At 74.3% G+C, this 12,823-nt stretch carries 11 protein-coding genes; 2 read left to right on the top strand and 9 right to left on the bottom strand.

The annotated features are described in order from the left end of the window. Position 1 precedes the first annotated feature (1 nt). The 8 genes from AC3WRM_RS00130 to AC3WRM_RS00165 form a co-directional block, all read right to left on the bottom strand. Positions 2–760: a lytic transglycosylase domain-containing protein gene (locus tag AC3WRM_RS00130; RefSeq protein ID WP_492246944.1), complete on the bottom strand. Its 759-nt coding sequence runs from the start codon at positions 758–760 to the stop codon at positions 2–4. After that, positions 757–1,635 carry an anchored repeat-type ABC transporter permease subunit gene (locus AC3WRM_RS00135; RefSeq protein WP_492246943.1) on the bottom strand — a complete coding sequence of 293 codons (879 nt, stop codon included), beginning with the start codon at positions 1,633–1,635 and terminating at the stop codon, positions 757–759. The genes AC3WRM_RS00130 and AC3WRM_RS00135 overlap by 4 nt, the downstream gene beginning before the upstream one ends. A 1-nt stretch (position 1,636) precedes the next feature. Then, on the bottom strand, positions 1,637–2,452 hold the full coding sequence (locus AC3WRM_RS00140; RefSeq protein ID WP_492246942.1) for a metal ABC transporter ATP-binding protein: 816 nt from the start codon (positions 2,450–2,452) through the stop codon (positions 1,637–1,639). After that, on the bottom strand, positions 2,449–3,435 hold the full coding sequence (locus AC3WRM_RS00145; protein WP_492246941.1) for a choice-of-anchor M domain-containing protein: 987 nt from the start codon (positions 3,433–3,435) through the stop codon (positions 2,449–2,451). Before AC3WRM_RS00145 ends, AC3WRM_RS00140 begins: the two co-directional genes overlap by 4 nt. After that, entirely contained in the window at positions 3,435–4,991 is a 1,557-nt protein-coding gene (locus tag AC3WRM_RS00150; RefSeq protein ID WP_492246940.1) for an anchored repeat ABC transporter, substrate-binding protein, read from the bottom strand. The genes AC3WRM_RS00145 and AC3WRM_RS00150 overlap by 1 nt, the downstream gene beginning before the upstream one ends. Beyond that, a complete protein-coding gene (locus tag AC3WRM_RS00155) occupies positions 4,988–9,166 on the bottom strand; it encodes a TIGR03773 family transporter-associated surface protein (RefSeq protein ID WP_492246939.1) in 4,179 nt (1,392 codons plus the stop codon). Before AC3WRM_RS00155 ends, AC3WRM_RS00150 begins: the two co-directional genes overlap by 4 nt. Before the next feature lie 69 nt (positions 9,167–9,235). Next, positions 9,236–9,796, bottom strand: a complete 561-nt coding sequence (locus tag AC3WRM_RS00160) for a hypothetical protein (RefSeq protein WP_492246938.1) — start codon at positions 9,794–9,796, stop codon at positions 9,236–9,238. Between the two features lie 323 nt (positions 9,797–10,119). Then, on the bottom strand, positions 10,120–10,740 hold the full coding sequence (locus AC3WRM_RS00165) for a hypothetical protein (protein WP_492246937.1): 621 nt from the start codon (positions 10,738–10,740) through the stop codon (positions 10,120–10,122). Between the two features lie 183 nt (positions 10,741–10,923). Between AC3WRM_RS00165 and AC3WRM_RS00170 the strand changes: the two genes are divergently transcribed. Together AC3WRM_RS00170 and AC3WRM_RS00175 are read left to right on the top strand one after the other, a co-directional pair. Next, positions 10,924–11,772 carry an alpha/beta fold hydrolase gene (locus AC3WRM_RS00170; protein WP_492246936.1) on the top strand — a complete coding sequence of 283 codons (849 nt, stop codon included), beginning with the start codon at positions 10,924–10,926 and terminating at the stop codon, positions 11,770–11,772. A gap of 16 nt (positions 11,773–11,788) precedes the next feature. Then, positions 11,789–12,091: a 4a-hydroxytetrahydrobiopterin dehydratase gene (locus AC3WRM_RS00175; RefSeq protein WP_067855643.1), complete on the top strand. Its 303-nt coding sequence runs from the start codon at positions 11,789–11,791 to the stop codon at positions 12,089–12,091. Positions 12,092–12,094: 3 nt separating this feature from the next. On the opposite strand, the gene AC3WRM_RS00180 is transcribed toward AC3WRM_RS00175, so the two are convergent. After that, positions 12,095–12,730, bottom strand: a complete 636-nt coding sequence (locus AC3WRM_RS00180; protein ID WP_492246935.1) for a vitamin K epoxide reductase family protein — start codon at positions 12,728–12,730, stop codon at positions 12,095–12,097. Between the last annotated feature and the right edge of the window lie 93 nt (positions 12,731–12,823).

A 12,823-nucleotide genomic window follows, 5' to 3' on the forward strand; every position in this document is an offset into this window, starting at 1 on the left:
GTCAGCGTGCCGCGAGCGACGCCAGGGAGCGAGCCTGCTCGAGCACGCGGGCGTGGTACTCGCTGCCCTCGTTGTAGGAGGAGACGGCGGCCACCCAGTCGGGGCCACGGGTGAGGTCGCGCTCGCCGTGGCACAGGTAGCGGGCGGCAGCGAGGGCGGCGTCGTCGACGTGCTGCGGGTCGGCGTGACCGTCGCCGTCGCCGTCCGCGCCCCACCGCTCCCACGTCGAGGGCAGGAACTGCATCGGGCCGACCGCGCGGTCCCAGCGGTCGTCGCCGTCGACCTCGCCGTCGTCGGTGTCCCTGAGGGCGCGCACGTCGCCGCCGTCGAGCGCGACGCCGACGATCGGCGGGTCGGCGACGCCGTCGTCGGTGACGACGGAGCCGTCGATGGTGCCGTGCTCGGACTCGACCGCGCCGATCGCCGCGAGCGTGTTCCAGCCGAGGCGGCAGGAGGGCTGCTCACGCTCCAGGCGCAGGGCCGCACCGGCGTACGCGCGCAGCACCCGTGCCTCGACACCGGTCGACGCGGCCGTCGCGTCGATCCAGGCGCCGTCGGGCAGCTGGGCCACGGGGACCTGGGCCGGGTCCGGCGCGGCGGTCCGCGACGCTGCCGCCTGCGGTGCGGCCGACGTCGTCGAACGCGTGGCAGCCGGTGCCTCCGAACCGCTGCCGTCGGGCAGGACGACCGCGACAACGAGGAGCGCGACGCCGAGCAGGCCGGCGAGCCCGGCACCCAGCACCGGCAGCCGCTCCCTCACGCGACCCCCCGCGCCGCCGCCGGTCGGCGGCCGGTCCAGGCGGCGAGCATGCCGTGCCGCGGTGCGACGAGCCAGGTGACCATGAAGACGCCCGTGAGCGTCAGCACGACGACGGCGCCGGTCGGGAGGTCCCAGGTCCACGAGACGTACAGCCCGACGAACGCGCCCACCGCTCCGATCACCGGGGCCAGCACCATCATGACCCCCAGCCTGGAGGTCAGCAGCCGCGCGGTGGCCGCCGGGGTCACGAGCAGCGCCAGGACGAGCACGTTGCCGATCGTCTGCACGCTGACCACCACGCTCAGCGCGATGAGCACGTAGAGCGCGAGGTCGATCCAGAACACGCGCACCCCCTGCGCGCGGGCGCCCTCGCGGTCGAGACCGACGCTGACCAGCTCGGGGTGCAGCCAGGCGCAGACGGCCAGGACCACGACGGTCACGACCCCGACCGCCACGAGGTCGCCGTCGTCGACCCCGGCGATCGACCCGAACAGGAACTGCTGCAGCGAGCCTGCGTAGCCGGGCGCCTGCGCGATGATGACGACACCGAGCGCGAACGCCGCCACGAACAGCACGCCGATCACTGAGTCCTCCCGGAGTCGGCGGTTCTGTGCCATGACCGCGATGAGCACGGCGGTCAGCACCCCGGCGACCGCCCCGCCGAGGACGAGGTTCGCCGACAGCACGAACGCGACCGCGAGGCCCGGGAACACGGCGTGCGCCACCGCGTCGCCGATGAACGCGGTGCCGCGCAGGACGACGTGGCAGCCGACGACCCCGCACACGAGCGCCGACGCGACGGCGACGGCCAGCGCCCGGGGCAGGAACGCGAGGTCGGGGTTCACCAGGTCGGCCAGGAACTCGAGGAACCCCATGTCACACCGCCTGGAGGGCGCGCACCAGCGCGCCGTCGGGGCGGGTGCGGAAGGTCTCGACCCACGCCTGGACGTCGGCCGCGACCTCGCGCGTGGGTCCGTCGGCGCGCACCGTCCCGTTCACGAGCACGAACCGGTCGCACTGGTCGACGGCGCCGACGAGGTCGTGCGTCGACATCAGCACGGCGAGCCCGTCGTCGGCGAGCTCTCGGACCAGGGAGGTGATGAGGTCCTGTGCCGGGACGTCGAGCCCGGTGAGCGGCTCGTCGAGGAGCAGCACGGACGACTGCAGCACGAGTGCGCGCGCGAGCAGCACCCGCTGGCGCTGACCTCCCGACAGCTCGGCGACGGGCCGGTCGGCGAGGTCGCGCACGTGCGTGCGGTCCAGGGCGTCCGCCACGGCGCGCCATCCCGCCGCTCCGGGCCGCCACCCGGTCCAGCGGGTGCCGGTGAGCCCCGAGGCGACCATGTCGGCGACGCTCACCGGGAAGTCCCAGGCGACGTCGACCCGCTGGGGCACGTGACCGATGCCGGAGCGCCCCGGCCGCACCGGACGGCCGTCGACGACGACCTCGCCGCTGCGGCGAGGGACGACACCGAGCACCGCGCGCATGAGCGTGGTCTTGCCGGCCCCGTTCGGTCCGACGATCCCCACGACCTGCCCCGGCTCGACCGTCAGCGCGACGTCCCGCAGCACGGCACGGCCGGCGAGGTCGACGGCGAGACCGTGGACGCGCAGTCCCCGCTCGCCGGGTGGCTCGGGCCGGCTGCGCGTCGAGGGGGCTGTGGTGTCCGGCGAGGTGCCGACCGCGGTCATGCGACGTCCGTCCCGCCGAGCGCCCGGCGACGCTGTCCGCGCAGCCGGACGACGGCCACGACGGCGCCGCCGACGAGCAGCACGGCCAGGGCGGCGATCGCCACGACGAGCACCGTCACGACGACGCCGTCGTCGCTGGTCGGCGCGGCGGCCGTGTCGGTGGTGGAGCCAGGTGCCTGCGTGCTGCCGCGCCACGTGGCGGCGAGCGCCTCCTGCGGGCTCGTGTCGTCGCCGACCGCGAACCGCAGCACCTGGGTGTCGGTGGCGGTGCCGCCGTCGACGAGGTCGGCGATCGCGCTGACGCGGACGAGGTAGACGCCCGGCTCCGTGAACACCCAGTTCGCGTGCGTGTGCGTGTTCACGTCGACGAAGAAGTCCTGGCGGGCGTCCTTCGCCGACGTCCACAGCACCTCCGGCTCCTCGAACGAGCCGGACTGCAGGTAGGTGACCATCCGGCCGGGACCCTGGACGCCCTCGAGCCGCAGCGTCATGCCGCGGTCGATCGTCTCCATGACCCGCGGCTCCTGGGTGTTCCAGCCGACCCAGGGGGCGCCGGCCGCCTGCGTCTGCGGCAGCGCCCACACGGTGCTGCCCGGCTTCGCGCCGAGGAACGCGTACGTCGGGTCGTCGGGCGCGGGAAGGCGGACGGCGTCCGGCACGGCGAACACCGTCTTGTCCGGCAGGCGCCAGGTGCTCTGCTTCGACGGGTCGGCCTTCGCGGTGTCGTCGTGGACGAGGAAGCGCCACGCGCCGTCGACGTAGGTGGGCCCGAGGTCGACGTGGCCGCCCTCGAGCACCTTCACGTCGGTGACGACCGGGTCGTCACCGCGCACCGTCTGGCGCAGGTCGGGGTCGTCCGCGGCGACCGCGCCCGACGGGACGAGCGCCACCAGGACGACGGCCAGGGCGGCCAGCCGGCACAGGCTCCTCCTGGAAGCGGGATGGGACGGGCGCGGGCCACCGCTGGGACGGGTGGAGGGCATCACGGGTTCTCCTGGGGTGCGAGGCACTGGACGAGGGAGCGGGCGTTGTGGCGCACGAGCTGTGCGTAGCTGCGCACCGTGGCGTCGAACGCGTCGCCGTAGAGGGGGCAGACCTTCACGTGCTGCTCGCGCGCGACGTCGACGAGCGTGCTGGAACGGGCTCGCAGGTTCGGCTCGAGGAACACGGCCGGCACGTCGAGGTCGGCGATCGTGCGCGCGAGCCGGCGGCGGTCGGCGAGCGACGGCTCGATGCCGGGGTGCGGGGTCACGAAGCCCGACACCTTCAGGCCGTAGGCCTTCGCGAGGTAGCCGAACGCGTCGTGCGAGGTGACGAGGTGGCGTCGCGACGCCGGGATGCTGGCGACCGCGCGGCGCATCGTGGCGTCGAGCCGGTCCAGCTCGCGCAGGTAGTCCCGGGTGCGGGCGCGGTACACGGGGGCACCGGCCGGGTCGACGTCGACGAGGGTGTCGCGGACGAGCTGCACGTAGGCCATGACGTTGCGGACGTCGTGCCACAGGTGGGGGTCGATCTCCCCGTGCACGTGCTTGCCGAGCACCGCCTGCGGCAGCTGGTACACCTCCGTGCCGGGGCGGCCGAGGAACCGCAGGCTGCGCTCGGCCGGCACCTCGGAGAGCGCCTTGGTCGGCACCTCGACGACGACGTCCTCGAGCGGCAGGGTGCGCTGGCTGTGATCGCCCCCGCCGTCCGGGTCGTGGCGGACCACGAGACGGCCGGTGTCGACGTCGGCGGCGAGGTCGGCGTGACCACCGTCGACCACGACGGCGTCGTCCACCCCGGCGCGCGCGGGGTCGACCCCGACGGCGAAGGTGAGCGTCCCGGTGCCGCGCGGGACCTCGGGGCCGTCCTCGTCGACCTGCAGGGCCGCCTCGAAGCGCAGCCGGTAGATGCCCGGCTCGGTGAAGGCCCACGACATGTGGGTGTGGGCGTCGAGCGGCAGCACCGCGGTGTCCTCGTCGTCGAACCCGTCGGCGGACCCGAACGTCACCGTCGTGTCGCCGAACGTGCCGGTCAGGTAGGCCCAGACGTCGCCCGGTCCCGTCGCGGCCGTCGCCGACAGGCGCACCTGCGACGCCCGGTCGGCGTCGAAGGCCGCGCCGTCGCCGATCGAGCGCAGCCCCAGCCACGGCGTGTCGAGGCGCAGGTTCTCCACGAGCGGGATGACCTCGGCGGCGTACTTCGTGGCCCCCTCCGCCAGGGCGACGTTGGGGGCGTCGGCGTCGATGTTGGCGTCGAGCACCTTGACGACGGCGTGCTCCTCCAGCAGCGCGTAGTTGCTGAACGCGGCATCGGCGTAGGCGGCGTCGCGCGCCGACCGCAGGGTCGGCTCGAACGAGTGCGGGTCGGCGCCGTCGGGGACGATCGAGACGACGTTCACCCGGTCGCCGCCGACCTGCTGCACGAGGTCGCGCAGCAGGCCCGTGGTGGTCACCACCTGCACCCGCCCGTCCTGGTCGGACAACCGCGGCGGGGGAGCGCAGGAGGTGACCGCCAACGACGCCGCCAGCGCGAGCGTCGCGAGGGAGGTCGGTCTCACGTGGCCGTCCCGTGGAAGCGTCGGCGCCACCAGAGTGCGCCGGCCGCCGTCGCGAGCAGCAGCCCGCCGAGCACCCCGAGCAGCAGCCTGACCGGCCCCTTCTCGAGGGCGGCGAGCATGCGGTCGGCGGCCCCGTCGTCGGACTCCGGCACGAGCCCGCGGGCGACCGCGGCCGCCTCGGCGCGGTCCTGCGCGGCTGCCTCGGCGGACTCCTCGAGCGTGCGGTCCTCGCTCGCGACGTCGGACTGGGGGAGCGCTCCGCAGCCGCCGCCGGACGCGGCCGCCGCCGGGTTCACGTCGCCCACCGCGAAGGTGAGCGTCGAGCGGTCCGACACGACCTTCCCGTCGGCGCGGGTCGCCTGCTGGGTGAAGGCGACGCGGTAGAAGCCCGGCCTGCTGAAGGCCCAGTTGGCGTGCGCGTGGACGCCGAGCGGGATGCTCGTCGTGCCGGGGCCGTCGAAGACCATGCGCTCGACGCCGCCGAACGTGCCCGCGGTGTAGACGCGCAGGCTCCCCGGACCCCGGACCGAGTCGAGCCGCCAGCGGACGGATCCGCGGACCTGGCTCGTGTCGAGGCTCTCGGTGTTCCAGCCGAGCCAGACGAGGTCCTGCACCTGGGTCTGGGGCACCTGGTAGATCGAGCTGCCCGCGCGGCCCACGGCACCCAGCCCGGCGGGGAGCCGGACCTTGCTCCCGGGCTTCACCCAGAGCACGACGTCCTTCGGGTCGCGGTAGACCTTCGCGCCGGAGCCGTCGGTCCCGACGAGCGACCGCAGGCGGCCACCGACGAGACGCGTGGCGTAGTCGACGTGCCCGGACGAGATCACCGTCGCGCGCTGCGGCACGCAGGTCTGACCTGCGGCGAGCGCGGCACGCGCTCCCGGGCCGCCCGTCCCGGACCCGCCGTCTCCGGACCCGCCCGAGCCACCCGGGCGGGGTGCGGTCGGCACGCGGGGTGCGGCCGTGAGGGTCACGTGGTCCCAGCCGACGAGCTCGCCGGAGCGACGCTTGACCACCAGCCGGTGGTCGCCGGTGCGGGCGTCGGCGGGCATCCGGACGCGCAGCGAGCCGGACGCGTCGACCTGGGCCCAGCCGAGCCAGCGCGGTCGGCTGTGCAGCCAGACCGACACCCACTCGCCGGGGTCGACGCCGGGCACGGACAGCAGCGCCTGAGAGCCGCGGACGAGTCCGTCCCGCCCGTTGAGCAGCCGCACGCCACCGGTCGTGGCGTCGGTCAGCGACGCGTCGGGCACGGGCCGGGTGTCCGCCGTCCCCGGCCGGCCGTCGGTGCGGAAGCAGGCCTTCGGGTCCACGGTGCGCAGGTCGGTGCGACCGACGGCCACGGCGAGCGTGAACCGGTGGCGCAGCGTGCGCCCTGACGCCGACGTCGCGGTCCGCTCGGAGTCGAGGCAGTACACGCCCTCCGCGCTGAAGGCCCACGTGCCGTGCGCATGGGTGCGCGGCGGGATGGTGAACGCGTCGGCGGAGGTGATGCCGTCGCGCGTGTTGAAGCGGACGTCGACGGTGCCGAAGCCGTTGGGCACCGACGTGAACAGGGCCATCTCGCCCGGTCCGCTTGCGCGCAGCAGACGCCAGCGCACGCCGCCGCGCAGCGTGCCGTCCGGGATCGCCTCGGTGGACCAGCCCGGCCACACGATCGACTCGTCCTGGGTCTCGGGCGCCAGCCAGACGGGGTCGCCGGCCCGGCCGAGGAACGCGAGGTTGGCGCCGGCGGGGATGCGCTGCGCCGCCTGCCGACCGACGTGCAGCACCGTCGAGCCGGGCGAGCGCCAGGTGACGTCGCGACCGGTCGCACTGTCCTTCACGTGGGTGGTCAGCGCGCCGCGGAGCACACGCGAGGCGAGGTCGACGTGACCCTCGTCGATGATCGTCGCGCCTGCGTCGTTGCGCCAGCCGTTCGGCGCGTCGTAGACCGGGTCCTTGTCGTCGACCGGCGGGGTCGGGCTGCTCGTCGGCGTGGGGCTCGTCGGGGACGGCGTGGGCGTGGGCTCCGGCTCCGGCTCGGGGTCGGAGGGCCCCTCCGGGTCGGCGCCAGCGGCGCACGTCGTGCCCAGCGCGCCGTGCTCGGCCGCCCGCCACCACGGGCTCTCGGGGTCCGAGGGCCGCACGGGTCCGTCGATCACCAGCGTCAGGGTCGTGTCGCGACGCTCGCCGCGACCGTTCGTCCAGCGCAGGTCGACGCAGTAGCGCCCAGGCAGCGACGCCTGCACCCGCACGCCCTGCACCGTCTCCTCACGCGGGCGCAGCGTGCGCGGTGCCCGGTCGGCGTCCTCGGAGCGGGCGTCGTCGAGGTGCAGGGGCCCCGGGCCGCGCATGCGCACGAGCTCGACCGTCTCGCCGCCGTCGGACGCAGGGACCCCGAGCGTGTCGAGCCGCAGGGTCCGGGTCGACAGCAGCTGCAGGGAGTCGAGGTAGCTGCGCACCGTGGGGTTGCGCAGGTGCACGACGGTGTCGTCGAGCCGGGTGTAGGCGACCGGACGCTGACGCGCCGTGTTCCACGAGGCCGCGGCGATGCCGGCGTTCGTCGTCGGGTGCAGCGACACGTGGCCGTCGTCGGTGACGACGTGCGGGCCGGTGCCCGACGTCAGCTCCGTCGGCCCGGGGGCCGGCTCGGTGGGCGGCGGCAGACGGCGGGCGCACGGAGCCACCCGGTCGGCGTCGACGGCGTCGCCGACGACCATGGTCAGCCAGTCACGACGGACCTGCAGGTCGCCGCCGATCTCGGTCTGCGCCGACACGGCGAGGCAGTACACGCCAGGTGCGCTGAACGACCAGTTGTAGTGGGCGTGGTTGCGGACGCTCGCCGCCGAGAGCACGGCCGGAGTACCGGACGGGAGGACGCCGCCGCGCGTGCTCACCAGCACGTACGGGCTGGAGGAGCCGGTCCAGATCGAGAGGTCGCCGGGCGGGCGTCCGCCGTCGGGACCGGTGACCTGCTCGATCGCCATGTCGGTGCGGCGGCCGTTGGCCACGAGGGCGTCGTCCTCGGAGCTGCTGCCGATCCACGGGAACGCCTTCGTCCCGCCCTCGACGGAGCCCGACGACTGCGGGCTGTTCCACAGCGGCTGTCCGGGTGTCCCGAGGAAGGCCCAGTCGTCGCCGGACGGCACCGTGGTGCGGAGCAGGTCGGGGTGGACGACGACCAGGTCGCGGTACGGCACGCGCCCGTGACCGTCGACCGAGGCGTCGAGCACGAGGCGACGGTCGGTGTCGCCGACGATCCGCGGCGCGACCACGTCGGCGTGACCGCTGCGCATGACGTACGTCGGGTCCTCGGGCTCAGGGGTGGGCTCAGGCGTCGGTCCGGGAGTCGGCTCGGGGGTCGGCTCGACCGTCGGGCCGGGGGTCGGTTCCGGGCTGGGCTCGTCGGTCGGGTCCGGCGTCGGCTCAGGGGTGGGGCCGCTGGCCGACGTCCCGCACGCGGCGTCGTCGGGCACGGTGTCGCCGACGGCGAAGCGCAGCGTCACCCGTGCGCTCCGGGCGCGGGCGGTCATCGTCGACAAGGTGCCCTCGACCGAGAGCGACACGCAGTAGAGGCCGGGTCGGGTGAACCGGTGCACCCAGTGGCCCACGAGACCACCGGTGGTGTTCCTCGCCGTCTTCAGCTCGCCCTCGCGCGACTGCTCGGTGCCGTCGGCGCCACGTCCCGTGCCCATCGGCGTCAGGAACGCGAACTCGTCGTGGGTCAGGAGCGGTCGGGCCAGCCCGCTCCACGGCTGGCTGTAGTCGTAGCGGTAGGTCTGGTACGTGCCGCCCGCCGGGGCGACGACGTCGTCGATGCGGTAGGTCAGCGTCGGGTCGCCCGCCGCGCGCGCGGTGTAGGAGAGCGCGACCGAGGGCGCCACGCTGTCGTCGGTCGTGGACCCGCTGATCCAGGCGCGCTCCCCAGGGGTGCCGAGCGTCCGGTGCGCCGGGGTGTCGGGCAGCTCGTAGGACGTCGCGTCGCCGATCCGGAACGTCGGTGCGGTCGGCGGCGTGACCCAGTCGAGCGCGATGCCACCGTCCGCGGTCTTGACGGTGCGGAGCACGTGCTTGCCGGTGGCGACCGAGCCGTCGGCGGCGACGGTCGGCACGGCGGACAGGGTGAGCCCGACCAGGCAGGCCGTGAGGGCCGTGACGAGGGCGGTCGCGGGGAGCCGGAGGGACGAGCGCATGGAGACCTTCGCAGGGAGGGGGGGAGGGGCGCCTCGGGGCGGCAGCGTGTGCCGCCCCGAGGCGGGGTGTCAGGAGCCGGCCGTGATGTTCAGCGGCGAGAGGGTCTCGGCGAAGGCGCCGTCACCGGTCTCGACGTCGAGGCTCACCGCGTAGTTCGTCGCGGTGGCGCTGGCCGCGGGCAGACGCCACTCGCCGTGCACGTGGTCGGCAGCCTGCGTGAGGGTCACGGTCGACGAGCCGCCGAACGTCACGCCCGAGTCGAGCGTGATGGAGACGGAGTCGGCGCAGACGCTCTCGGCCCCGGCGGCCACCTCGTAGCTGAAGCCGAGGTCGGGCAGGGAGGAGTCGAGGTCGGCGTCGACGACCCAGGCGCCGCCGGTGTAGCTGACGCCGGCGCTGGACGCCGGGAACGTCGCCCGGTGGTTGCCGATGTCGGCGGGGGACACGTGCTGGCCGCCGAGGTGGCTGCCGAGCTCGTAGCTCGCCGTGCCGCCGGCGTCGGTGCACTCGAGCTCGACCACGTCGTTGTGGCCGGCCGGGATGGCCGTCTCGGCGTGGGCGGGGAGGCTGAATGCCACGGAGGCTGCTCCACCGGCGAGGACGGCGGTGATGAGACGTGCAGAGGACATGCTGCTCCTTCGATCCGTCCGGGGGCAGCTGCCGACCGGACGTGGGTGGGTCGGACGACCGCGGGCGCGGTCGCGGTGCTCTCTAACCGCCACTGACCGGGCGGGACGGGGGCCGCGTGGTGGCGGCCGATCTGCGAGCACCTTAGACAAGAATGAGAATCGTTGTCAAACGTTCAGGGGAGAAGTGCGATGGCGTGAGGCAGCGGGCCCGACGGGGGACGCGCGGCGGCGGGGAGTGTCGTCCACGTGGTCCTCACGTGACCGTGGTGCGGGCACGACGACGCCCCCGCCCGCAGGTGCGGACGGGGGCGTCGAGGAGGTGCTCAGGACGAGGAGTCGTCCTGGGTGTCGGGTGCGGCGGGTCCGCCGCGACCGGGACCGCCGTGACCGCCGGGGCCGCCGGCCGGTCCGAGCAGGTCGGCGTCGAAGGCCTTCAGGACCGACGCCTTGTCCGAGGAGCTGATCGTGCCCTCCTTGACGGCGTCGTCGAGCCGCTCCGACAGCGCGCTGCGCTCCTCGGTGCGACGCTCCGCGCGGTCGGAGTCGGCCTGCTTCTCGGCGGCGGCGAGCGCGGACTCGACCTTCGACTCCGAGACGCCGAGCTCCTTCGCCAGGGCGGTGGCCAGCTTCGCCTCGCGCTGCTCGCGCTCGGCCTCGGTGGGCGGGGTCGGCTTCTCCCCGTCCTTCGGCTGGGCGGGACGCAGGTCGTCGCGGACGGCCGCGAGGGCCTTCTCGACGACCGACTGCTCCAGCCCGAGCTGCTTCGCGATCACGGCTGCCTGTGCGCCGGGTCCGCCGTGCGGGCCGGCGGGGCGGGCGCTGGTGCTGGCCCCGCTGCCGGTCGTGGCGGTGTCCGCGGACGCGAGCGCCACGCCGCCGACGGCCAGGCCGGCCCCGGCCACGAGGCCGGCGATGCCGAGGCGGGCTGCGGTGGAGGTGTTCATCAGGTGACTCTCTTCCGTTGAGGTGTGTCCTCGTCGACGATGACGAGCGTTCCTGTGCCGGACCTGTGCGCGACGTCAGGGGCCGCTGGGCGTCCCCCTCCGCCGGAGGGGTCGGCGCGGAGCCGGCAGGGGCGCGGCCGTGCGAGGTGCGGGCGCGCCCGTACCGCCGGTATGGTCGCGGGCATGGCCAGGCGACGTCGGATCCACACGTTCTCCCACGACGGGCTCACGTTCGACGTGCGCGACACCGGACCGCTCGACGGACCGCCGGTCGTGCTGCTGCACGGCTTCCCGCAGACCTCGACGTCGTGGGACAAGGTCAGCGAGCTGCTCCACGCCGACGGCTACCGCACGATCGCGCCCGACCTGCGCGGCTACTCGCCGGGTGCCCGACCGGCGGGTCGGCGTGCGTACGCGACCGAGCTGCTCGCCGAGGACGTCGCCGCGCTCCTGGCGGTCGTGGGGGAGCCGGTGCACCTCGTCGGGCACGACTGGGGCTCGGCGATCGGCTGGGTGGTCGCGGCGCGCCACCCGGACCGGCTGCTCTCCTGGACCGCCGTGTCGGTGCCGCACCCCGCGGCCTTCGTGGCCTCGATGACCCGCAGCACGCAGCTGCTGAAGTCCTGGTACATGGGGTTCTTCCAGCTGCCGGTGGTGCCCGAGCTCGTGCTCACCCGGGCGCGCGGCGTGCGCGAGCGGGTGCTGCGGCACGCCGGGATGGACCACGAGCTCCTCGCCCGCTTCCAGACCGAGATGATCGACGGCGGCGCGTTGACGGGTGGCCTCGGCTTCTACCGCGCGCTGCCGTTCTCGGCCAAGGGCCTCCAGGGCACGGTGCGCGTGCCGACGACCCTCGTGTGGAGCACCGGCGACGTCGCGCTCGGACGCGCCGGGGTCGACCTGACGCCGCGTCACGTGGACGCCCCGTACGAGCTCGTCGTGCTGGAGGGCGTCAGCCACTGGATCCCCGACCACGCCCCGCAGGTGCTGGTCGACGCCATCACGCGACGGGCTCGCGCGGCCGCTGCCTGACGCGTACGGTCGGGGGATGGACGAGCCCTTCGACCCGGCCCGCGTCACCCAGGCGCTCGAGCACCTCCCCGGGTGGGAGGGCGACGCGTCGGGCCTCACCCGCACGTACCACTTCGAGAGCTTCGCCGACGCCATCGGCTTCATGGCCGCGGCAGCACCGCGGATCGACGAGATGGACCACCACCCCGAGTGGACCAACGTCTACGACCGGGTCGACGTGCGGCTCGTCAGCCACGACGTGAACGGCGTCAGCGGACGTGACGTGCGACTGGCCGAGGTGCTCGACGAGCTCGCCGGCGCGGTGGCCGGCTCGTCCTGACCCTCAGGCCCAGAGGTTCTCGCCGAAGCGGAACCAGATGGCCGACAGCACGGCCACGTACCAGAGCACGATCACGAGCAGCGTCCAGTTGCTGAGGAACCGCGTGACCGCGGACCGGGGAGCGAAGGCGCGCAGGTTGCGGGCGGTGACCACCACGAACAGCGGGATCATGAACGTCCACACGACCATGCACCACGGGCAGAGCTTCCCGATGTCGTAGATGCTCTGGTACTGCAGCCAGGTCACGAAGCCGATGCCGAACAGCACGCCCACCTGCAGTCCGGCCCACACGAACGCGGGCAGCCGGACCCCGGTCACCAGCAGCACGGCGAGGGTGACCACGACGGTGAAGCCGACGATGCCGATGATCGGGTTCGGGAAGCCGAACGCGGACGCCTGGGGCGTGTTGATGACGCCGCCGCAGCTGACGAACGCGTTGAGGTCGCAGTTCAGCGTCTTGTCGGTGCCGGCGGCCTCGGCGGTGAGGAGCTTGACCTTGTCGATGGTGAGGACGATCGCGGCGGCGAGTCCGATGACGCCGGCGACCAGCATCAGCCACCTCGGGTCGCGGACGTCGGCGTCGCCGGCCTCCCTCGTGTCGGGGGTCCGGTCACGGTCGTCCTGCAGCACGTCGCTCACGCCGCCGATCGTAGTGGAGTCCTGGTCGCCGGGACAGGGCGTCTTGACGTGCCCCCGTACCGCGCGTACGGTTTCGGATACCGTCGGTATCTG

This window comes from Aeromicrobium sp. EU05-FHT14F07, from assembly GCF_058790455.1.